The sequence below is a fragment of the Streptomyces sp. IBSBF 3136 genome (genome assembly GCF_036815105.1).
Taxonomy (GTDB): Bacteria; Actinomycetota; Actinomycetes; order Streptomycetales; family Streptomycetaceae; genus Streptomyces.
Map to the genome: position 1 here is coordinate 57,685 of NZ_JAJSZC010000008.1, position 21,673 is coordinate 79,357.

Annotated in this window: 16 protein-coding genes; 13 read left to right on the forward strand and 3 right to left on the reverse strand. The window is 73.3% G+C overall.

Features of this window, described 5'->3' with window-relative positions; translation table 11 throughout:
* Positions 1-104 precede the first annotated feature (104 nt).
* From V7E45_RS03310 to V7E45_RS03325, 4 genes are all read left to right on the forward strand, one after another.
* Positions 105-1,646 (forward strand): DUF4331 domain-containing protein, encoded by a 1,542-nt coding sequence (locus V7E45_RS03310; RefSeq protein WP_333772519.1) that lies wholly within the window; start codon positions 105-107, stop codon positions 1,644-1,646.
* A 95-nt stretch (positions 1,647-1,741) separates the two neighbouring features.
* Positions 1,742-3,922: a tetratricopeptide repeat protein gene (locus V7E45_RS03315; protein WP_333772520.1), complete on the forward strand. Its 2,181-nt coding sequence runs from the start codon at positions 1,742-1,744 to the stop codon at positions 3,920-3,922.
* On the forward strand, positions 3,919-5,667 hold the full coding sequence (locus V7E45_RS03320; protein ID WP_333772521.1) for an urease accessory protein UreH domain-containing protein: 1,749 nt from the start codon (positions 3,919-3,921) through the stop codon (positions 5,665-5,667). Before V7E45_RS03315 ends, V7E45_RS03320 begins: the two co-directional genes overlap by 4 nt.
* A 27-nt stretch (positions 5,668-5,694) precedes the next feature.
* A complete protein-coding gene (locus V7E45_RS03325) occupies positions 5,695-7,311 on the forward strand; it encodes a serine/threonine-protein kinase (RefSeq protein ID WP_333772522.1) in 1,617 nt (538 codons plus the stop codon).
* 109 nt (positions 7,312-7,420) lie between these two features.
* Here the strand turns inward: V7E45_RS03325 and V7E45_RS03330 are convergent, their stop codons facing one another.
* Entirely contained in the window at positions 7,421-8,227 is an 807-nt protein-coding gene (locus tag V7E45_RS03330; RefSeq protein WP_333772523.1) for an SGNH/GDSL hydrolase family protein, read from the reverse strand.
* Between the two features lie 305 nt (positions 8,228-8,532).
* Between V7E45_RS03330 and V7E45_RS03335 the strand changes: the two genes are divergently transcribed.
* The 5 genes from V7E45_RS03335 (at position 8,533) to V7E45_RS03355 (ending at position 16,195) form a co-directional block, all read left to right on the forward strand.
* Complete coding sequence (locus V7E45_RS03335; protein ID WP_333772524.1) at positions 8,533-8,997, forward strand: hypothetical protein; 465 nt, start codon at positions 8,533-8,535, stop codon at positions 8,995-8,997.
* Positions 8,998-9,386: 389 nt separating this feature from the next.
* The gene (locus V7E45_RS03340; protein WP_333772525.1) at positions 9,387-10,208 is read left to right on the forward strand and encodes a glycosyltransferase family 2 protein; all 822 of its coding nucleotides are present in this window, start codon (positions 9,387-9,389) and stop codon (positions 10,206-10,208) included.
* The gene (locus V7E45_RS03345; protein WP_333772526.1) at positions 10,205-11,191 is read left to right on the forward strand and encodes a glycosyltransferase family 2 protein; all 987 of its coding nucleotides are present in this window, start codon (positions 10,205-10,207) and stop codon (positions 11,189-11,191) included. Before V7E45_RS03340 ends, V7E45_RS03345 begins: the two co-directional genes overlap by 4 nt.
* The gene (locus V7E45_RS03350) at positions 11,188-11,988 is read left to right on the forward strand and encodes a polysaccharide deacetylase family protein (protein WP_333772527.1); all 801 of its coding nucleotides are present in this window, start codon (positions 11,188-11,190) and stop codon (positions 11,986-11,988) included. The genes V7E45_RS03345 and V7E45_RS03350 overlap by 4 nt, the downstream gene beginning before the upstream one ends.
* Entirely contained in the window at positions 11,981-16,195 is a 4,215-nt protein-coding gene (locus V7E45_RS03355) for a lipopolysaccharide biosynthesis protein (protein ID WP_333772528.1), read from the forward strand. Before V7E45_RS03350 ends, V7E45_RS03355 begins: the two co-directional genes overlap by 8 nt.
* A gap of 39 nt (positions 16,196-16,234) precedes the next feature.
* Here the strand turns inward: V7E45_RS03355 and V7E45_RS03360 are convergent, their stop codons facing one another.
* Positions 16,235-17,656 carry a GH39 family glycosyl hydrolase gene (locus tag V7E45_RS03360; RefSeq protein WP_333772529.1) on the reverse strand — a complete coding sequence of 474 codons (1,422 nt, stop codon included), beginning with the start codon at positions 17,654-17,656 and terminating at the stop codon, positions 16,235-16,237.
* Positions 17,657-17,766: 110 nt separating this feature from the next.
* On the opposite strand from V7E45_RS03360, the gene V7E45_RS03365 reads away from it, so the two are divergent.
* Together V7E45_RS03365 and V7E45_RS03370 are read left to right on the forward strand one after the other, a co-directional pair.
* Positions 17,767-18,876, forward strand: a complete 1,110-nt coding sequence (locus V7E45_RS03365) for a DUF5925 domain-containing protein (RefSeq protein WP_333772530.1) — start codon at positions 17,767-17,769, stop codon at positions 18,874-18,876.
* Between the two features lie 15 nt (positions 18,877-18,891).
* Positions 18,892-19,662 (forward strand): DUF72 domain-containing protein, encoded by a 771-nt coding sequence (locus tag V7E45_RS03370; RefSeq protein ID WP_333772531.1) that lies wholly within the window; start codon positions 18,892-18,894, stop codon positions 19,660-19,662.
* A gap of 105 nt (positions 19,663-19,767) precedes the next feature.
* Here the strand turns inward: V7E45_RS03370 and V7E45_RS03375 are convergent, their stop codons facing one another.
* A complete protein-coding gene (locus tag V7E45_RS03375; RefSeq protein WP_333772532.1) occupies positions 19,768-20,139 on the reverse strand; it encodes a GntR family transcriptional regulator in 372 nt (123 codons plus the stop codon).
* Positions 20,140-20,210: 71 nt separating this feature from the next.
* On the opposite strand from V7E45_RS03375, the gene V7E45_RS03380 reads away from it, so the two are divergent.
* On the forward strand, positions 20,211-21,140 hold the full coding sequence (locus tag V7E45_RS03380; protein WP_333772533.1) for a GNAT family N-acetyltransferase: 930 nt from the start codon (positions 20,211-20,213) through the stop codon (positions 21,138-21,140).
* Positions 21,121-21,621 (forward strand): DUF402 domain-containing protein, encoded by a 501-nt coding sequence (locus V7E45_RS03385; RefSeq protein ID WP_333772534.1) that lies wholly within the window; start codon positions 21,121-21,123, stop codon positions 21,619-21,621. Before V7E45_RS03380 ends, V7E45_RS03385 begins: the two co-directional genes overlap by 20 nt.
* Positions 21,622-21,673 lie beyond the last annotated feature (52 nt).

The following is a 21,673-nucleotide window of genomic DNA, read 5'->3' on the forward strand; positions in this document are numbered from 1 at the left end:
GGTCCGGAACGCCGAAAAGATTTTTTCCGTCCGACCAATCCGATCCGGCGCCCGGTTCCGTATACCCGTCCGTCAAAGGCAAGTCGGCACTGAGGACGGACGGCATGACACCTCTCTTCTCCAGGAGCGGCACAGGACGCAAGGGCCTGGTCTCGCTCATCTGTGGCGCGCTGGCCGCCGGGGGGCTCGCAGCCGCCGGCGTCGCCACGCTGGAACCCGGGGCGGCCTCCGCCTCCTCCCACCGGGAGGCCCCACTGATCTCGGGGACGCCGCAGTACGACAACACGGACCTGTACGCGTTCGTCAGCCCGGACAAGCCCGACTCCACGACGATCGTGGCGAACTGGATCCCGTTCGAGGAGCCCGCCGGCGGGCCGAACTTCTACACGTTCGCGGACGACGCCCAGTACGACATCCACATAGACAGCAACGGTGACGCGCAGGACGATCTGCTGTTCCGCTACACGTTCAGGACGCACACCAAGAACGGCAACACGTTCCTGTACAACACCGGTCCGGTGACCAGCCTCGACGACCCCGACCTCAACATCACGCAGACGTACGACATCGACCTGATCCGGCTGAAGCACCAGCACGTGGTGTCGAAGACGAGGGTCGCGGACGACGTGCCGGTCGCGCCGTCGAACGTGGGCAAGGCGTCCATGCCGGACTACGGCAAGCTGCGCGCCCAGGCCGTGTACAAGGCGGCGGGCGGTGCCGCGACCTTCGCCGGCCAGGCCGACGACCCGTTCTTCCTTGACCTGCGGGTGTTCGACCTGCTGTACGGCGGCAACCTCACCGAGGTCGGCCGGGACACGCTCAAGGGCTACAACGTCAACACCATCGCGCTTCAGGTACCCACCGACCTGATCCGCGAGTCCGCGAAGCAGCCGATCGTCGGCATCTGGTCCACCACCCAGCGCCGCAACGCGCAGGGCTACTACGCGCAGGTGTCGCGGCTGGGCAACCCGCTGGTCAACGAGGTGGTGAACCCGCAGAAGGACAAGGACCGGTTCAACGCCTCCCAGCCCGCGTACGACGGGCAGTTCCTGAAGAACGTCACCAATCCCGAGCTGCCCAAGCTGATCGAGTCGATCTACAAGATCAAGGCGCCCGCCGAGCCGCGCAACGACCTGGTCGACGTCTTCCTCAAGGGCGTCAAGGGGCTCAACCAGCCCCCGAAGGTACGGCCCGCGGAGGAGCTGCGGCTGAACACCTCGATCAAGCCGAGCATGCACCCCAAGCGGCTGGGCGTCCTGGACGGCGACAACGCGGGCTTCCCCAACGGCCGCCGGCTCACCGACGACGTGGTGGACGAGGCGCTCCAGGTCGTGGAGGGCGAACTCGTCGGCTCCAAGAACGACCTGGGCGACGCGGTCGACAAGAACGACAAGAAGTTCGAGAAGTACTTCCCGTACGTGGCCGAGCCCACCTCGGGTTCGCGCGGCGCGCTCGCCAAGGGCACGACCTCCGGCGCTGACGTGCGCAGCCAGCTCGGTGACGCGCTCTCACCGGCCGGCTCGTCCTCCGGCGGTTCGGGCGACACCGTCCTGATCGCCGCCTCCGCGGCCTCGGGCGCGGCCGGGATCCTGCTGATCGGCACCGCCTTCGCGTGGTGGCGCCGCCGGATGCAGCGCCCGTACTGACCCTTCCGCACCCCACCGACCGGCGCGGCCCGTTTCCCCTCCCCCCACGGCGGGCCGCGCCCTTTGCTCCACCCACCAGGCGACCGAGGAGAGGCATGCCCGCGCGCACGAACGACGACGAGCCCGGCGAGCGGAGCCCGGCCCAGGCCGGCCCCGACACCGGACCCCCACCCGGCGCGGGCGGCCCCTCCCCGGCCGGCCGGACCACCGTCGCCGACGACGCCACCGCCGTGACCGGCCCGGACGAACGCACCGCCGCCGTCCGCCGGACCGGTGCCGAGCGGGCGACCTCCCCGGCTGACCCGGGTGCCCCGGCTGCCGTTGCCGGCGAACCCGCCGCCACGACCGGCGAAACCGACGAACGCACCGCCGCCGTCCGCCGGATCGGCACGACACGGCCCGCGCCCGCGGTGCCGGACCGGGTGGCGCCCGCCGCGCCGGGGAAGGCTGCGGCCACCGCTCCGACCGCGACAGCGCGCCCCGGCGCATCCGCCCCGGGGGCACCCGCGTCCGCGGAACTCACCGCGGGCAAAGCCCCTGCACCCGACTCCGAGGCCGGGGACCCGCCCCGCACGAACGGCTCCCGCCCGGGAGGGCCGGCAGCCCACGAACCCAGCGCCCAGGAACCCGTCGCCCACGGTGCCGTCGCCGACGAGAGCACCGCCGCCGTCCGCCGGATCGGCGCGGAGCGGACAGCGGCCGCAGCCACGGCGACGGACACGGCACGCCCCGGTCCGTCCGCCCCCCGGCCCCCCGCGTCCGCGGAACTCGCCACGGGCAAAGCCGCGGCAGTCGACTCCGAGGCCGGGGACCCGCCCCGCACGAACGGCTCCCGCCCGGGAGGACCCGCCGGGCCCGACGCCCACGAACCCGACGCCCATGACACGGTCAGCCATGGCCCCGTCGGCGACGAACGCGTAGCCGCCGTACGCCGGGTCTCCGCCGCCGGGCGGCGGTGGCGGGGTGTGCGGCTCGTCGGGTGTGCGGCGCTGCTGGCCGTGGCGCTCACCGGTGGGGCGATCGCTCTCGGGGCCGCGCGGGACCAGGGCTCCGTGGCCGTGGCGGCTTCCTCCGGTGCCGTCGATCCGGGGGCGCTGGGCAGTGGCGACCTGGACGCGGGGATCGCCGCGCTGCAGTCCCACCTGCGGTCCCAGCCGAAGGACGCGGGCAGTTGGGCCACCCTCGGCCTGGCCTACGTCGAGCAGGCGCGCACCAAGGGGGACCCGGCCCGTTACCCGCAGGCCGAGAAGGCGCTGAAGCGGTCCCTGTCCCTGACCCCCGGCAACGACCAGGCGCTGGCCGGCCGGGCCGCCCTCGCCGCCGCGCGGCACGACTTCAAGGACGCCCTGGTCTGGTCGGACCAGGCGCTGCGGCGGAACCCGTACAGCGAACGCGCCCTGTCCTCGCGCATCGACGCCCTGGTGGAACTGGGCCGCTACGCCGACGCGGCACACGCCGCCCGGACCGCCGACGACCGCAGGCCGGGCGTGCCGGTCTTCACGCGGTACGCGTACGTGTACGAGCTGCGCGGCGACGTGACGACCGCCCGGCGCGTGCTCCGGCAGGCCCTCACCGCCGCCACCTCGCCGGGCGACGTGGCGTACGTGGCCGCCCAGCTCGGCCAACTCGCCTGGAACCAGGGGCGCTACAGCGAGGCGCTCGGCTACTACGCCCGGGCGCTGGCCGCCGACGACAACTACCTCCCCGCGCTGGAGGGCCGGGCCCGTGCGCAGGCGGCCACCGGTCGGCGGGACGAGGCGATCGAGGGCCTGCGGACCGTGGTCGCCCGCTATCCGCTGCCCGGGCCGCTGGTCGAGCTGGGCGAGCTGTACGAGGCCAGGGGCGGGTCCGGCGACCGGGCCAGGGCACGCGAGCAGTACGCGCTCGTGGACGCCTGGATCGCCCTCGCCCGCGCCAACGGCGTCAACGCCGACCTCGACACCGCGCTCGCGGCGGCCGACCACGGTGACAAGGTGTCCGCCCTGCGCGCGGCCCGCGCCGAGTGGGCCCGCCGCCACACCGTGCACACCGCGGACGCCCTGGCCTGGGCGCTGCACGTCAACGGCCATGACACAGAAGCCCTCGGCTATGCCCGCAGGGCCACGGCGACCGGCTACCGCAGCGCCGCCTTCCGGTACCACCGCGGAATGATCGAGCTGGCCACAGGGCACACCGCGGCCGGCCGTGCCTCGCTGCGGGCCGCCCTGCAGCTGAACCCCGGTTTCTCCCCCCTGGGCGCGGCCGCGGCCCGCAAGGCGCTGGAGGCCGCCGAGTGAACCTCCGCCGCCCGGTGGCCTCGGCCGCCGCCGTCCTCACCGCCGCCTGCGCCCTCCTGCTGGCCCCGGCCGCGGCGGCGAGCGCGCATCCCCTCGGCAACTTCACCGTCAACCGCTACGACGGTCTGGTCACCGCTCCGGGGCAGGTGCGGATCGACCATGTGGAGGACCTCGCGGAGATCCCGGCCACCCAGGCCGGCCCCGCCGTCCGGCGGCTCGGCCTGCCCGCCTGGGCCGAGCAGCGGTGCGCCGAGGCCGCCCGGGGCAGCCGGCTCACCGTCCAGGGCCGTGCCGCCACGCTGACCCCCGGTGCCGCGCACGCCGCCCTGCGCCCCGGTCAGGCCGGACTGCACACGCTGCGCGTGGAGTGCCGGTTCACCGCGCCGCTGCCCCGCGGCAGGACCGTCACCGTCGGCTTCCACAGCGCGGGCGCCACCGGCGGCCCGGGCTGGCGGGAGATCACCGCGCGCGGCGACCGTACGACGCTCACCGCGACGGACGTGCCGAAGGCGTCGGTCTCGCGCGAACTCACCACCTATCCGAAGGATCTGCTGTCCTCCCCCGCCGACACCGTCGACGCCTCCTTGCGCGTGCGCCCCGGCGGTCCGGCCCTCGCGCGGGAGCGGCAGGACGCCCCGGGCGCCTCCGTGCTGCCCCGGGGCGCCGACCGCTGGACGCGTGCCCTGGACGACCTGGTGGCCCGGCACGACCTGACCGTCGGCTTCGCCGCGCTCGCCCTGCTCATCGCCGTGGTGCTCGGCGCGATGCACGCCCTCGCGCCCGGCCACGGCAAGACGCTGATGGCCGCGACGGCCGCCGCGCGCGGGGGCCGGGCCCGGCTGCGGGACGTGCTGCCGCTGGCGGCCTCGGTGACGGTGACCCACACGCTCGGCGTGGTCGCCCTCGGCCTGCTCGTCACCGCGGGTTCCGCGGCCACGCCCTCGGTGATCGCCTGGCTGGGCATCGCCAGCGGCGCCCTGGTGCTGGTGGCGGGCGTGAACCTGACCCGGCGGGCCTGGCGCAACCACACGCACACGCGCACCCGCGCACCCGCCCCGGCCGAGGTGAGCGAGGTGACCGCGGCGGCCCAGGTGACCCGGCGCCGGCCGGTCGCCGTCGGCGCCCACCACGGGACGGCCCCCCACGCGCACGGCCACCTCGACCACGGCGACCACGACCGGCACGACCACCCCCACGACCGGCACGAGCACAGCCACCCCCACGACCGCGAACACGGCCGCGCCCACCACGGCCCCGACCATCACGACCACCACGCCCCGCACGAACACGGCCACGAACACGGCCACGAAGCGGAACACAGTCACGGCCACAGCCGCGACCACAGCCACGGCGTCCTCGAACACACCCACGGCGGGCACACCCACAGCCACCCCGTCGCCCCCACCCTGCGCGGCACGATCCTGCTCGGCTTCGCCGGTGGCCTGGTGCCCAGCCCGTCCGCGGTCGTCGTGCTGGTCGGCGCCGCCGCGCTCGGCAAGGCGTGGTTCGGGCTGCTGCTCGTCGTGGCGTACGGCGCCGGTCTCGCGCTGACGCTCACGGCGGCCGGGTTCGCCGTCGTCCGGCTGGGGTCGGGCGTCAGCCGCGTACTGGACCGGCGTCCGCGCTGGACCGGCCACCCGATGGCCGGCCTGCTGCGCCGGACCCTGCCGCTCGCGTCCGCGCTCGTGGTGCTCGCCCTGGGTGCCGGATTGGTGCTCAAGGGGGCGGCAACCGCGCTGGGCTGAGCTACTTTTGTGTTGATATCGCGACAGATGCCGTGGGGGGACCCCGTGTCCGAAGAGCCGGGCCGTGAACGTGTGATCGCGGACCGATACCGTCTGCTGTCCCCGCTGGGCGAGGGCGGCATGGGCACCGTGTGGCGCGCCCGGGACGAGGTGCTGCACCGCGAGGTGGCCGTCAAGGAGGTGCGGGCCCCGGCCGGGCTGGACGTCGCGGACGTCGAGCGGCTGTACGCGCGGCTGGAGCGCGAGGCGTGGGCGGCGGCCCGGGTCGGGAACCGCAACGTGGTCACGGTGTACGACGTGGCCATGGAGGGCGGGCGCCCCTGGATCGTGATGGAGCTGGTGCGGGGCCTGTCGCTGGCCGACCGGCTCGACGCCGAGGGCCCGTTCACGCCGGAGCGGGCGGCGCACATCGGCGCCGAGGTGCTGGCCGCGCTGCGCGCCGCGCACGCCGCCGGGGTGCTGCACCGGGACGTGAAGCCGGCCAACGTGCTGCTGGCCGACGACGGCCGGGTGGTGCTCACCGACTTCGGCATCGCGACGGTCGAGGGCAGCTCCGCGCTCACCATGACCGGGGAGGTGATCGGCTCGCCCGAGTTCCTCGCCCCCGAGCGGGCACTGGGACGCAACCCGGGCCCCGAGTCGGACCTGTGGTCGCTGGGCGTGCTGCTGTACGCGGCCGTCGAGGGCAACTCCCCGTTCCGGCACGACACTCCGCTGAGCACCCTGCGCGCGGTGGTGGACGACGAACTGCCCGAGCCCCGGCGGGCCGGACCGCTCGCCCCGGTCATCGAGGGGCTGCTGCGCAAGGACCCCGCCGAACGGCTGTCCGCCGAGCGGGCCGAGCGGGATCTGCGGACCGTGGCGGCGGGCGGAGCGGCCCGCACCCGGCCGCTGCCGTCCTCGCCGTACGCCCCGACGGTCGCCGCGCGGCCGCAACGGCCCTCGCCCACGCCGCCGGTGCCGCTGCCCACCGGGTACGCGGAGCCGCGCACCACGGCGGCCGGGCCGGAGCGCGGACGGCGTTCGGGCGCGGTGCTGGTGGCGGGTCTGCTGGCGGTCGTCCTGGCGGTCGCGGGGCTGACGTACGCGCTGCTCGACCACGGGCACGGCGGCGGTGACGGGAGCGACGACGCGCGCACCGGACGGGCGAGCGGTACCGCGCACTCCCCCTCGGCGAGCACCGGCACCGACGCGAAGTCCGAGGCGCCGCCGTCCACGCCGAGCAGTGCCGCGCCGAGCAGCCGGCCGGCCCAGTCGGTGCGGGTCACGCTGGCGGGTGCGCACACGACGTACGACGGGACCTGCCCGCCGCCGGACGCCCAGGCGCCCGCGTTCACGGCGACGTTCACGGTGGGCCGGCTGCCCGCGCGGGTGGAGTACCGGTGGGTGCTGGCGCACGGGTCGGTGTCCGACCCGGGGTGGAAGACGCTGTCGTTCCCGTCGGGCGGGGGCGCCACCCGGCAGGTGCGGGTGGTCGTGACCGCCTACTCCGACAGCGGGACGGTCGAGAACGGGATCAGCGTGGAGGTGCGGAGTCCGGTGCGGGCCACGTCGAACGCGGTGCCGTTCACGGTGACGTGCGCGACGACGGCCACGGAGACCCCGTCGGACGGGGCCTCCGCATCCCCTTCGGCCTCACCCTGAGCATGCGCTCCGGGAACCACACGGTGAGTCGCACGGGGAACCACAGGGTGAATTCACCCTGACGGGTCGAACCGGGAAGGTCTCGCGTTGACGATGCCGGCCGTACGGCTCAGGCCGCGTTGGTGAGCACCGGCAGATAGCCACCGGACTGGCCGGTCGCCGTGGGGTGGTACGACTCGCCGATGTCGAGCCAGTTGAGGCTGTGCAGCCAGGAGTCGCCGGAGCAGATCTCGTGACCGGTGAACGGGGTGCGGACGTCACCGAAGACGAAGTTGTGGTCCAGGGCGCGCTTCTGGATGGCGTCGTCCAGGTAGTCGGCCGCGCTGTTGATGGCGGACCGCTTGGTGTCGGAGAGCCCGATGCAGGTCTGGCCGATCTTGTAGAAGCGGGGGTAGCCGATCACGACCACCCGGGCGGCCGGGGCTTTGGCGCTGATCGCGTCGTAGACGGCGTCGAGCTTGCCGGGGAGCGTCGAGTCGACGTACGCCTTGGCGGTGTTGATCCTGGCGAGGCAGGTGCTGTCGGAGCTGGTGACACAGGTCGTCATGACGTCGGAGAAACCGGCGTCGTTGCCGCCGATGGTGATGGACACCAGGCCGGTGGAGGAGCTGAGGGAGCCGAGCTGACCCGCCAGCACGTCGTCGGTCCGGGCGCCCGAGCAGGCGTTGAAGGCGAACGAGGACGGGCCGTGGGCGGCGTTCCACAGGTACGGGTACGCCTTGGTGCTGCGGTCGCAGTTGCCGCTGGAGCTGATGTAACTGCCTGATCCCACCCCGGAGGAGTAGGAGTCGCCGAGCGCCACGTAGCCGCCGGTCGCGGCCGTCGGTGAAGCCTGCGCCGTGGCGGCCCCGGTCAGACCGAGACCGGTGGCGAGGAGGAGCGAGGTAACGAATCCGGTAAGTCGGGAACGTCTCATGGAACCTCCCTTTAGCAGGATCTCTGCCATGACTTTCGTAGCAACTACGCGTGTTGACGGGAAGTGTCCATGCCAAGACTTTTCAGCTCTCAACGACGTCTCGACCGGATCGCCCCAGGAAGTTCACCCTTCCAGGGCTTGCGTGTGCATGTCAGATATGCCGACGGAGCGTCAATTGCGCGGGATGGCCACCGGGGATCCCGCGATGGGAACACATGTTTAAAGAGAGGGTGCCGTCTTGACGGCCCGGCACGGCTGCGCGACATTGAAGCCGACATCCGGCGCCTTGGGGGGCAAAGTCGCCAATGCAGACGTTACGCATCAAGACACCTTCGACGGACGACGCCGGAGGCGGCGCCGAGCGGACCGGGACAGGACCGGGGAGGGACCTGTCACCCCTGCTCGCGGGGGCGGCCACGGCCGTCGGAGCGGTCGGCGCGACTCTCGCCCTCACCGACGCCGGCACACCACTGCGCGGCCCGTGCACGCTGTTCTTCCTGCTCGCGGCACCCGCCGCGGGCATCGGGGCGGCGCTGCGCGGGCTGGAACCGTTCGGCCGGGTGCTCACCGCGCTGGCGGGAGCGGTCGTGCTGAACATGCTGGTCGCCCAGGCGATGCTGGCGGTGCACCGCTGGTCGGTCCGCGGCGGTGTCGTCGCGGTGACCGTGCTCAGCCTGCTCCTCCTCCTGCCTCTCCTCGCGCACCGAATCCTTGCTCATCGGATCCTCGCTCACCGGGAACGGTCTGCGAGGAAACTCCCGCAAGAGTGACCAACCCGGGCCAAAGTTGTGTAACGGCCAAACCAACAAAAACGTGAGGCTCGTTCCAGGCCTTGCCATTTTGCTTCAATCGTCAATACCGTCGTACATCTCACCCGCATCGGTCCGTCGGCACGCGGTTCAGGGGAGGGCTCAGGGCCGTGACGTTCCGGCGCGGGGCGCGGTAGGGGGGTGCCGTGCTCGGTGACCGCGCGTGTCACCGAGTCGTGCCGCGCGACCGCCTGCCTTCTTCTTCGGGCAGGCCGGCCAGCTTTGCCAGCTCGTCAGGGTGCACGGAGAGCAGTTCGCCGTGCCCGCGATGAGAACCCCCCTTTCGAACCGGACACAGAGCCGGGCCGCCCAGGGGCGGGCGGTCCACCGGACGAGAGGGACACACACTCATGAGTTCTGTTCTGCATCCGCCCAGTTCGGGCAAGAATCCGCTGATCGCCACCCACTACCGGCCCATCTCCTCCCACCTGGCGATCACTCCGCCGGTGAGCGTGGTGATTCCCGCCATGAACGAGGCGGAGAATCTGCCCTACGTCTTCAAGACCCTTCCGGGCTGGATCCAGGAAGTCGTTCTCGTCGACGGCAATTCCACCGACGACACCGTCGAGGTCGCCCGTTCGCTGTGGCCCGCGGTGAAGGTCGTCGAACAGCGGGGCAAGGGCAAGGGGGATGCCCTGATCTCCGGTTTCGAGGCGTGCACCGGCGACATCGTCGTGATGGTCGACGCGGACGGCTCGGCCGACGGGGGCGAGATCGTCTCCTACGTCTCCGCGCTCGTCTCGGGCGCCGACTTCGCCAAGGGCTCCCGCTTCGCCAACGGCGGCGGCACCGACGACATGACCTTCATCCGCAAGCTCGGCAACTGGGCACTGTGCACGGTCGTCAACCGCAAGTTCGGCGCCCGCTACACCGACCTGTGCTACGGATACAACGCGTTCTGGCGGCACTGCCTCGACAAGATCGACCTCGACTGCACCGGCTTCGAGGTCGAGACGCTGATGAACATCAGAGTGGTCAAGGCGGGCCTGAAGGTGCAGGAGATCCCGAGCCACGAGTACCTGCGGATCCACGGCACGAGCAACCTGCGCGCGGTCCGCGACGGGTTCCGGGTGCTGAAGGTCATCCTCAGGGAACGCTCCAACCGGCGCGAGCTGCGCCGCCAGGAACACCACTCCCCACTGCTCGACTCGGTCCGGGGAGAGGTGTCTTGAGAGATCCCGGCATCTCCGTCGTGATCTGCGTGTACACCGAGGACCGCTGGGAGGACATCCTCGCGGCGGTCTCCTCGGTGCGCGCGCAGTCGTGTCCGGCGCTGGAGACGCTCCTGGTCGTGGACCACAACGCCGCCCTGCTGGAGCGGCTGGCCCGGGAGTACGAGGCGGAGGCCGGGGTGCGGGTGCTGGCCAACGCGGGCCCGCGCGGCCTGTCGGCCGGCCGCAACACCGGCATCGCCGCCTCCCACGGCGAGGTGATCGCCTTCCTCGACGACGACGCCGTGGCCGAGCGCGACTGGCTGCGCCGCTTCGCCGAGGGGTATGCCGACCCGAAGGTGATGGCCGTCGGCGGCCGCACGATCCCCGTCTGGGCGTCGGGCCGGCGCCCGGCCTGGTTCCCCGAGGAGTTCGACTGGGTGGTGGGCTGCACCTACCGGGGACTGCCGCCCGGCCGGGTCCGGGTCCGCAACGTCCTGGGCGGGAACGCCTCCTTCCGGCGTACGGCGTTCGAGGCCGCGGGCGGCTTCGCCACCGGCATCGGACGCGACGGCGACCGGCGCCCGCTGGGCTGCGAGGAGACGGAACTGTGCATTCGCCTCACCCGGGCCCGCCCCGACGCGCTGCTGCTCATCGACGACCGCGCGGTGATCCACCACCGGGTGCCCGGGCCCCGGGAACGCTTCGCGTACTTCCGCACCCGCACCTACGCCGAGGGCCTGTCGAAGGCCCTGGTGGCGCGGAGCGTCGGCGCCGGCAAGGGGCTGGAGTCCGAACGCCGGTACACGACCCGCGTGCTGCCCGCGGGCGTCGCCCGTGGCCTGCGGGACGCGCTGCTCGCCCGGCCGGGTGGCGCGGGACGCGCGGGCGCCATCGTCGCCGGGGTGCTGACGGCGGCGAGCGGCTACGTCGTGGGACGGGTGCGCGCCCGGCGGGGCGGTACCACGTTCTCCGTCGTACGGATCGAGGGGGAACGCCCGTGACCGACGCACCCGTGCCGATCCTCATGTACCACGCGGTGGCGAGCGCGCCCAACGACGCCACCCGGGAGCTGTCGGTCGCTCCCGAGGCGTTCGCCGAGCAGATGGCGCTCATCGGCGACCTCGGGCTGACCCCGGTGACCACCGCCGGCCTCGCGGCGCACTGGCGCCGCGGCGCCCCGCTGCCCGCCCGGCCGGTGCTGATCACCTTCGACGACGGCTACGAGGGCGTCCACCGGCACGCCCTGCCCGTGCTCGCCCGGCACGGCTTCCCGGCCACGCTGTTCGTCTCCACCGGCTGGATCAAGGGCGCGTACGACACCGGCGGCGGCCTGGACACCATGCTGGACTGGCAGCAGGTGCGCGACCTCGCGAACACCGGCGTCGAGATCGGCGGCCACAGCCACACCCACCCGCAACTCGACCAGCTCGACGACGCGGCGCTGCGCGCGGAACTCGGGCACAGCACCGACATCCTCACGGCGGAACTCGGCGCGCGGCCGGTGTCGTTCGCCTACCCCTACGGCTACTCCAGCCGCCGGGTTCGCCAGGCGGTGCGCGCGGCGGGGTACGGCCAGGCGCTGGCCGTCGGCAACGGGCTCGCCCGCCGCCGGCAGGGTCCCTACGCCCTGCGCCGCGTCACCGTCCGCCGCGGCACCGGCGTCGAGGAGTTCGAACGGCTGCTCAAGGGCCGCGCGATCGCCCGGAACTTCGCCAGGGACCGCGCCCTCACCAAGGGCTACGCACTCGTCCGAAGAGCACACCAGGTCCGCCGGAAGGCCATCAGCTCCCGTGTCTGACACGACCACCACCACCGAGACCGCGCCGCCCGGGACCCAGGCGCCCGAGCGGCCCGGACGCCGACTGCGCCTGCCCGGGGCGGGCCGCCCGGCCGGCGGCAGCCCGCTGTTCCGCAACGCCTACGCGCTGATGCTCAACACCGGCATCTCCGCCGTCCTCGGGCTCGGCTTCTGGCTGGCCGCGGCCCGCTACTACTCCGAGGCGGCGGTCGGCCAGGGCTCCGCCGCCATCGCCGCGATGAAGCTGCTCGCCGGACTGACCGCGGTGACCCTGACCGGCGCGCTGGCCCGCTTCATCCCGGTGTCGGGGCAGCGCACCGGCCGCCTCATCTTTCGCACCTACGCGGGCAGTTCGCTGATCGTGGCGCTCGCCGCCGGCGTCTTCCTGATGACCCTGGGCGCGTGGGGGCCGTCGTACCGCTTCCTGCACGGGCCGGTCAACGGGCTGGGATTCATCGCGGCCGTCGTCGCCTGGAACCTGCTCACCCTCCAGGACGGTGTGCTGACCGGGCTGCGCAGCGCGCCGTGGGTGCCGGTCGGCAACACCGTGTTCTCGGCCGTGAAGCTGGGGCTGCTCGTCGCGTTCGCCGTGGCCGTCCCGACCACCGGCGTCTTCGTGTCCTGGGTCGCGGCGATCGCCACCTCGGTGGTGCCGCTGGGCTGGCTGGTGTTCCGGCGTCTCGTGCCGCGGCACGTCAGGTCGACCGAGGGCCACGCCAAGCCGCCGGCGCTGCGCGAGATCGGCAGGTTCCTGGCCGGGGACTACACCGGGTCCCTGTTCTCGCTCGCCGTGGTCTACCTGGTCCCGGTGATCATCGCCTCGCAGGTCAGCGCCGAGGACAACGCGTACTTCTACATCACCACCACCATCGGCGGCACGACCAACCTGCTCGCCATCAACATGGGCGCGTCGCTGACGGTCGAGGGTTCGCACGATCCGGGGCGGCTCGCCGCCGACACCCGTGCCGCGCTGCGGCGCATGGCCCGGATCATGCTGCCGATCGCGGGTGCGCTGTTCGTCGGCGCGCCCTGGATCCTCGGCGTGTTCGGCGACGGCTACGCGGACGCGGCGACCCCGCTGCTGCGCTGGTTCGCGATCGGCTCGGTGCTGCGGGTCGTGATGGAGACGCACTTCGCGGTGCTGCGCGCGCAGAGCCGGACCGCCGGACTCGCCTGGCTGCAGGGCCTGCTGTGCGTGCTGGTGCTGGGCCTGACCCTGCTGCTGTTGCCGCGGATGGGCCTGACCGGCGCGGGTGTCGCCGAGATCTCCAGCCTGACCGTGATCGTGGCGCTCGCCGCGCCGAGACTGTGGCGGACGGTCCGTGCGGCTCCCGTCACCGTGCCGGACGCCGCGGCACCGGACGGCGACCTCGCCGACCTCGGGGAGCCCTCCCGCTCCCGGCCGCGCGCGGGCTCCCGCCCGCGCGGGGACGACCCCGGCCTCCCGGCCGGCTCCCCCACGCCCCGGCACAGTCCGGGCTGGGCACTGGAGAAGGACACCCTCGCCCTCGGCATCCACGTCGACTTCGACCACCTCGAACGCCGCCCGGACGTCCGCCCGGGCCCCGGCACCCCACCGGCCGGCGTGCCCGTACCGCGCCCGGTCGAGGAACCGGAGCCGGGCGCCGAGGCGTCACTCGGCCCGGCGGAGGCGGCACTCCTGCGAAAAGCGGGGACCGGCACACCGCAGCACGACGCTGCCACACCGTTCGGGACGGCCGATCCACCGCTCGGACCTGGGGACGCCCCGTTCAGGACCGCCGACACACGATTCGGCGAGACCGACACCCCCTTCGTGCCTGTGGACGCCCCCTTCGGGACAGCCGACGCACGATTCGAGGAGACCGACGCCCCCTTCGGGCCCGCTGACGCTCTGTTCGAGGAGTCCGAGGCGCCGTTCGGAGGGGTCGACGCCCTGTTCGAGGAATCGGACGCGCCGCTCCCGTTCGGAGAGGCCGGCGCCACGTCCGGGACGTCCGGCAAGCCCTCGGAGGAGGTGGACGCCCCGTTCGGAGCGGGCGTCGCGCCGTTCGGGTACGTGTCGCCCACCGGTGGTACCGAGGTCGACGCGCCGTTCACGCGGGCGGCGGCCGGTGACCTCGCGGACGGCGACGCCGTACCCGACGAGCCGCCACCACCCGCACCGCCCGCACCGCCCGCACCGCCCGCACCGCCCGCACCGGGCAAGCGGGCCACGCCCACCCGTTCCGGAGTGGTCCTCGGCTGTCTGCTGGTCGCCGCGCTGCTGCTGTACTGGGTGCCGGCGCTGCGGCTCGGTGAGGGCGACCTGGACGGGATGGGCGGGCTCGGCCTGGTCTCCGTGCTGCCCCTGCCCACCCTGGTGGGGGCCGCGCTGCTGGTCACGGTGTTCGCCTCGCTGCTGTGGCTGCGCCGCGAGCACCGGGCGCTGCTCCTGGTCACCCTGCTGGCGACGGTGGTGTCCCTGCACGCGCTGCCCGCGGTGCTGGAGACCGAGCCGCGGTTCGCGACGGCCTGGCAGCACCTCGGCTTCATCGACTACATCGACCGCACCGGCTCCGCCGTACCGGACCTGGACGCCCGCTGGAGCTGGCCCGGCTTCTTCGCGGCGGCCGCGTTCGTCGCCCGGGCGTGCGGGATCGACGACTTCACGGAGATCATCCGCTGGTGGCCCACGGCCGTCCAGCTCGCCTATCTGGCACCGATGTTCCTGCTGACCCGGTCCCTGCGGGCGAGCTGGCGGGCCAAGTGGACCGGAGTCTGGCTCTTCGTGCTGAGCGGCTGGGTCGGCCAGGACTACTTCTCCCCGCAGGGCTTCACCTATCTGCTGTACCTCGTCTTCGTCGCCGTCCTGCTGGTCTGGTTCCGCGCCCCGCGGGTGATCTGGTCCGGGCGCCGCCCCGGCGAGGCCGAGGTGGCGCCCACCGACCGGCGGCAGCGTGCCGTGCTGCTGCTGGTGCTGATCGGCCTGTACGCGGCGAGCGTCCCGGCCCACCAGCTCACCCCGTTCGTGATGCTCGGTGTGCTCACGGCACTGGTGCTGGCCGGGCGGTCGGAACTGCGCGGGCTGCCCATCCTGTTCGCTGTGCTGGTGGCGGCCTGGGTCGGCTTCATGGCCGAGCCGTACTGGTCCGGCCACTTCGACGACCTGTTCGGCGGGGTCGGCGGGGTGGGCAGCAACGTCTCGACGTCCGTCTCCGGCCGTATCCAGGGCGGGAGTTCGACCCACAAGCTGGTCCTGTACACCCGGGTGCTGCTGGCCGGCTCGGTGATGGCGTTCGCCTGCTGGGGCTGGTGGCGCAGACGCCTCCACCGGTACCGCGAGCGGTCGCTGCTGGTGCTCACCTTCGTCCCGTTCCTGGGCTTCGGCATGCAGTCCTACGGCGGTGAGATGGCGCTGCGCGTCTTCATGTTCGCGGTGCCGGGCGCGGCCCTGCTCGGCGCCCTCGCGCTGTTCCCGCGCGCCGGTGCCACCGCGGAGGAGCGGGCGAGGCACCGGATCAGCCTCGCCCCGGTGGCCGCGCTCGTGGCGGGGCTGCTGCTGATGGGCGGCTTCCTGGTGGCCCGGTGGGGCAACGAGCCGTTCGAGCGGACCCGGCCCGGCGAGGTCGCGGCCATGGACTGGGTGTACGCCCACGACCGGCCGACCGTACGGCTGCTGTGGCTGACCCAGGACCCGGTCGACGACGTGACCCCGGCGCTGCCGTGGGGCGCGCGGGACATGGAGCGGGTGGACTACCTGCCGACGCAGGCGCCCGTCGACCCGGTGCGGGTCTCCGGCCTGGTCAAGGCGCTCAAGGACGCGGGACCGAACTCGTACCTGATGGTGAACGAGAGTCAGGTGACCTACCTGGAGCTGGACGCGGGCTACCCGGCGACCTGGGAGTCCCGGCTGGTCCGGCACCTGGACGAGCGGCGGGAGCTGACGAGGGTCCTGGTCGACGACGACGTCACGGTGTACGCGATGCGGGGGCGGCCGGCGGGCCGGGTGCCGGTGCCCGACCCCGGCCCCATCGGGCCGCAGGTGACGTGGACACCCTGGTCGGTGATGGGCGCGCTGGCCGCCGTGGCCCTGGTCCTGCTGCTCACGGCACGTGAGGTGGTCCGGGTCGCGGTGCGGCCGGGGGTGCGCCGGCTGCGGCTGCTCCAGGGCGGTTTCTGGTTCGCGCTGCCGCTGCTCGCGGTGCTGTTCGGCTCGCTGGTGCAGCGGTTCCTGACCATGAAGTGAGGTCAGGTCAAGCGCGGTGACGGGTGCGGGGTGGGCGGCTCAGCGGTCGAGCCACTTCACCTCGTACGCGTGCAGGTCGAACCGCTTCCTGTCGACCCGGGCACTGATCGTCCGGTCGAGGGTGTTGACCACCAGCACCCGCTCGCGGTCGGCGAGGACGCGGACGTGGGGCACGTCGTCCGGGGCGACGGACACCGTCTCGTACCGGGTGCCCGGCGGGAACGCCTCGCCGAACCGTGACAGCAGGGCGTACATGGGCAGTTGGCGTCCCCCATCGGCGCTGCCGGTGGGGCTCCACAGGCAACCGGCGCAGTCGGTGCCCCTGGCCTCCTCCGGGTTCCAGTAGAAGCCGGAGGAGGCGCCGCCCTCGACCATGGCGATCAGCCCGGCGGCGTGCACGGCGAGGCGGTGGGCCTCGGACCAGCCGGTGCGCTCGCCCTTGCCGTCGGCGGGCTCCACGTAGTACTCGGCCCACCACAGGGGAAGGCCGTGGGTCTGCCGCCCGACCCAGTCGCCGACCGCGGTGAACTTGGCGGTGGCGGCGAACTCGTCCGGCAGTGTCTCGTCGTCGTTGGTGTAGCTGGAGCCGTCGACGACCACGAAGTCGGCTCCGGCCCGGTGGGCGTTCCAGTAGCCGAAGGCGTCGAGGACCCGCTGGTCCATGGCGCCCCAGGGGCCCTTCAGCGCGCCCGAGGCGTTCTGGTCGCGCGGGTCCAGGCTGTCCATGACCAGGTAGGGGCCGCCGACCATGATGTCCTTGTCGACCTTCTTCAGCGCCCGGTAGACGAGGTTGTACATCTTCGTGTAGCCCTCGTAGTCCCAGCGGCCGCGGGCGTTGTTCCAGAAGCCCTTGAACTCGTTCCAGACGACGAAGTGGCGTACGTCGGGGTAGCGCCTGGCGACGGTCGCGGCCAGGTCGGCGAAGTCCTGGTAGTGGTCAGGGGTGGGCGCGGTCTCCAGGGCGGACCGGCTCCAGTCGGTGTTGCCGGCGCCGGGCCTGCCGCCCTTCATCCAGTCCGGCGAGCAGCACAGCGTGACCACGGGGGTGCCGCCCGACCTGCGGATGAAGTCGATCCGGCGGTCCATCGCCCCGAAGTCGTAACGGCCCTCGACCGGCTCGGGGTTGTCGGCGCCCCAGCCCATCAGCGCCTGGTCCTGCGGCAGTCCGCCGTCCTTCGCGAGCAGCCGCCGGACCCGGTCGACGGCCGTGCCGCCGCCGTCGTCGGCGCTGTACTGGGTGTGGGTGAAGCCCCAGCCCACCTCGGGCCGCGGTGGCCGGGACGGCGTGGCCGGGGTGCCGTGCACCTTGTCGCCGTCGCGTGAGGTGCCGGCGGTGCTCGCGCCTCCCCCGGGCAGCGTGTTGAACAGGGTCACCACCAGGGCGAGCGCGGCCACCCCGACCCCGAGCAGAGCGGTGAGCCGCCACCGCCGAGCCCCCGTATACCACCCATGACGTCCCATCAAGGACAACAGTAACGGCGTACGGCACATACGGGGCAGGTCTTGGGAACACCCGGAACAAGCGGCGGAAATGCCGTGCGCGGGGGGCATCCGTGGCGGATCATGGCGGCATGTCTGCGAACCCACACGACGCTCTGCCGATCCGGCTCCACGTCGACGACTCCGACTCGCCGTCCGACGTCGTCGACGCGCTGTTCCTCGGCCGCTTCGCGACGGGCGAGCAGCCGTACTCGCACGCGGCGAACATCGACCGGGTGCGCTCCGGCGCCACCCTGCTCCCGGAGGGCGCCCGGGTGCTGCGGGTGGCCCGCGACGACGACCGCAGCGCGACCCTCGCCGAGGGCGAGGGCTGGACCCTGCTGGTCTCCCGCTGGAACCGGGGCGCGGACGTCACGGTCACCGCGACCACCGCCGAACTGGCGAAGACCGTCCTCGACCGGGCCACGGACGGCGCGGCCGACGAGCCGGAGCCGCAGCCGGAGAACGTCACGATGGGCTTCTGGTACGTCTCCCCGCGGCGCGGCCCGCACCGCACCACCCGCCAGATCTCGGCGGGCACCTGGGACGAGGTCAGGCCCAACTACACGGCGCCGGTGGCGGACGCGATGGACCGGCTGATGAGGACGACGCCCGAGGACATCGCGGGCCGCCTGCTCCTGCTGCACGGGCCGCCGGGCACCGGCAAGACCTCCGCGCTGCGCACGCTCGCCCGCTCCTGGCGGGACTGGTGCCAGGTGGACTGCGTTCTCGACCCGGAGCGGCTCTTCTCCGACGTCGGCTACCTGATGGACATCGCGATCGGCGAGGACGACAGCACGGGCAAGGGCCGCTGGCGCCTGCTGCTGCTGGAGGACTGCGACGAGCTGATCCGCGGCGAGGCCAAGCACACCGCGGGCCAGGCCCTGTCCCGGCTGCTCAACCTCACCGACGGCCTGCTCGGCCAGGGGCGCAACGTGCTGGTCGGCGTCACCACCAACGAGGACCTGGAGCGGCTGCACCCGGCCGTGGTGAGGCCCGGCCGCTGTCTGGCCCGGATCGAGGTGGGCCCGCTGACCCGCCGGGAGGCGATGACCTGGCTGGGCGGCGAGGCCGAGGGGCACCCGGACGCCGTCGGCCGGGACGGCGCGACGCTCGCCGAGCTGTACGCGCTGCGCCGGGGCAGCGCGCCCACGTCGGTGCCGGGGGCGCGGGACGGGGCGGACGCGGGGCTGTACCTGTAGTGCTTTGATGGTGGCATGACCTTGTTCGTCGGCACCTCGGGGTGGCAGTACAAGGACTGGCGGGACGTCGTCTACCCGGCGGGTGTTCCCACGCGGCTGTGGCTCGAGGAGTACACGCGGCTGTTCGCCACCGTGGAGATCAACAACGCGTTCTATCGGCTGCCGTCCCGGGAGAACTTCGCGGCCTGGCGGGACCGGGTGCCGCCGGACTTCGTGGTGGCGGTCAAGGCCAGCCGCTATCTGACCCACATCAAGCGGCTGAAGGAGCCCGAGGAACCGGTCCGGCGCCTGATGACCCACGCGGCGGGCCTCGGCGACCGCCTCGGCCCGGTGCTCCTCCAGCTCCCACCGACCCTGCGCGCGGACCCGGCCCTGCTCGACGACTGCCTCGCCCGCTTCCCCGGGGGCACCCGGGTCGCGGTCGAGCCGCGCCACGACTCCTGGTGGACGCCGAAGGTGCGGGCGGTCCTGGAGGCGCGGGGCGCGGCGCTGTGCTGGGCGGACGTGCTGGCCCGCCCGGTGAGCCCGCTGTGGCGGACCGCCGACTGGGGGTACGTGCGCTTCCACCAGGGGCGCGCCCAGCCGTGGCCGCGCTACGGCAGACGGTCACTGGAGACGTGGGTGGACCGCGTCGCGACGACGTGGCCGGACACGGCGGACGTGTACGCGTACTTCAACAACGACCCCGGCGGTGCGGCGGTGGCCGACGCGGTGACGTTCGCGAGGGCGGCCCTGCGGGCGGGCCGCACGGTGACCCGCACCCCGGAACCGGCCCGCCACGGCTAGGGCCTGTTGCGAAAGTGGTCCTCTGCCGTGCGGCGCCCGGCACGCGCTCTCGCCGCACCGCCCGAAAGCCCGAGTACGCCCAGTACGAGGACTTCCGGGCGGCGGTCAGCGCGTCTCGTAGGCCGCCCGCAGGGCGTCCCGTACCGCGGCCAGCGCCTCCGGCTCCCCCAGGCCGAGCCGGCGCACCCGCTCCACGTACGCCTGGGCGGCCAGCGAGGCCTCACGCTCGGCGGCCGAGCCGGCGGCGGCGACGAACGTCCCGTTGCGCCCGCGGGTCTCGATCACCCCGTCGCCCTCCAGGGCGCGGTACGCCTTGGCCACCGTGTTCACCGCGAGCCCCAGCGACTCCGCCAGCCCCCGTACGGTCGGCAGCCGGTAACCCACCGGCAGCGCGCCGGACCGCGCCTGCTCGGAGATCTGCGCCCGGACCTGCTCGTACGGGGGCGCGCTGTCATCGATACGGATCTTCAGGCTCACAGGCCGATTGTCCCGCACCCGGGAGAAAATGAGAGGCACCCCCGTCCCGTCTGCCCGTACGGTGCCGCCTCATGACCGTGATCGTGCGTGATCTCGACCCCGACGTACCGGCCGACACCGCGGGTTATGCCCGGGTCCGTCAACTCGCCCTGCCGTACATCCTGTTCACCCCCGAGTCGGTCCGTCACCTCGGGACCCAGCGCCATCCGGACGCCCACGTGCGCACGCTCGTCGCGGTCGAGGACGGCGAGGTGATCGGCGCGGCCGGGGTGTCGCTGGCGTACGACAGCCCGGAGCCCGGCCAGGGGGCCCTCAACGTCTACGTGCGCCCGGACCGGGTCGGCCGGGGGGCCGGCCGGCTGCTGGCCCGGGTGGCCGAGGAGCACCTCGCGACCGTCGGTGCGACGAGGCTGTACACCTGGGTCCTCGACGAGCCCGCCAACCGCGCCTTCGCCGAGCTGCACGGCTACACCGAGGGCCGCCCCGCCCACTTCCTCCGCCTCGACCTGGCGCACCGCGAGCTGCCGCCGCTGCCGGAGCTCCCGCCGGGCGTCGAGCTGCGCACGGCCGCCGACTTCGCCGACGACCCACGCCCGGTGTTCGAGCTCGACGCGGAGACGGTGTCGGACGAGCCCGGCATGGTGCCCGTGGAGCTGACGGACTACGAGGCATGGCTGGCGGAGAGCTGGCGGCATCCGCTGCTGGACCACGAACTGACCATGCTGGCGGTCGCCGACGGCCGTCCCGTCGCACTCAGCGTGGCCTACACCGACGGCGCCACCCGCTACTCCACCGCGATGACCGGCACCGCCCGGGCCCACCGCGGCCGGGGCCTGGCCAAGCTGGCCAAGATCCACTCCCTGTACCGGGCCCGTGCCGCCGGGATCACCGAGGCCTTCACGGGCAACGACGCCGGCAACGACCCCATGATCGCGATCAACAAGTGGCTCGGGTACGAGATCTGCGCCACGGAGGTGCGCTATGTCCGTGAACTCGGCTGAACCGGCGGCCCAGGTGGAGGTCGTGCTGGTCAAGGGCGGCCGTACGAAGATCCGTTATGCGGCGGAGCTGCTGCGCGACGACGGCGGCCACGTCCTCGTTCGCGCGCCGTGGGCGGGCGAGGGTGTGCGCGACTTCGGCTTCGTACGCTTCGAGCCGGGTGACGTGTTCACCGAGCACTACTGGCGGGACCGCTGGTACTCGGTGAAGGAGGTCCGGGCCGGGGACGGCACGCTGAAGGGCTGGTACTGCGACGTGACCCGCCCGGCCGCCCTGTCCGGCGGCCGGCTGGTCGTGGAGGACCTCGACCTGGACCTGTGGCGCTCAGCCGACGGCACGGACGTACGGCGGCTGGACGAGGACGAGTTCGCCGAGAGCGGTCTCGCCGAGGCCGACCCGGGGGCCGCCGCGGCGGCCGTGGCGGCGCTGGACGAGCTGGAGGCGCTGGCCCGCGAGGGCGGTTTCGAGGACCTGCTGGCCTGAGGCCACCGGCTCCCCCGGCCCGCCCCCTCGAAGGCGCCCGGCCCGTCTGCCC

Excerpts from the sequence above, each read along its gene's own strand:
- V7E45_RS03340 (WP_333772525.1), top strand. The coding sequence starts at position 9,387 with ATGAGTTCTGTTCTGCATCCGCCCAGTTCGGGCAAGAATCCGCTGATC.
- V7E45_RS03325 (WP_333772522.1), top strand. The coding sequence starts at position 5,695 with ATGCCGTGGGGGGACCCCGTGTCCGAAGAGCCGGGCCGTGAACGTGTG.
- V7E45_RS03330 (WP_333772523.1), bottom strand. The coding sequence starts at position 8,227 with ATGAGACGTTCCCGACTTACCGGATTCGTTACCTCGCTCCTCCTCGCC.
- V7E45_RS03385 (WP_333772534.1), top strand. The coding sequence starts at position 21,121 with ATGTCCGTGAACTCGGCTGAACCGGCGGCCCAGGTGGAGGTCGTGCTG.
- V7E45_RS03380 (WP_333772533.1), top strand. The coding sequence starts at position 20,211 with ATGACCGTGATCGTGCGTGATCTCGACCCCGACGTACCGGCCGACACC.
- V7E45_RS03335 (WP_333772524.1), top strand. The coding sequence starts at position 8,533 with ATGCAGACGTTACGCATCAAGACACCTTCGACGGACGACGCCGGAGGC.
- V7E45_RS03370 (WP_333772531.1), top strand. The coding sequence starts at position 18,892 with ATGACCTTGTTCGTCGGCACCTCGGGGTGGCAGTACAAGGACTGGCGG.
- V7E45_RS03315 (WP_333772520.1), top strand. The coding sequence starts at position 1,742 with ATGCCCGCGCGCACGAACGACGACGAGCCCGGCGAGCGGAGCCCGGCC.
- V7E45_RS03360 (WP_333772529.1), bottom strand. The coding sequence starts at position 17,656 with ATGGGACGTCATGGGTGGTATACGGGGGCTCGGCGGTGGCGGCTCACC.
- V7E45_RS03310 (WP_333772519.1), top strand. The coding sequence starts at position 105 with ATGACACCTCTCTTCTCCAGGAGCGGCACAGGACGCAAGGGCCTGGTC.
- V7E45_RS03365 (WP_333772530.1), top strand. The coding sequence starts at position 17,767 with ATGTCTGCGAACCCACACGACGCTCTGCCGATCCGGCTCCACGTCGAC.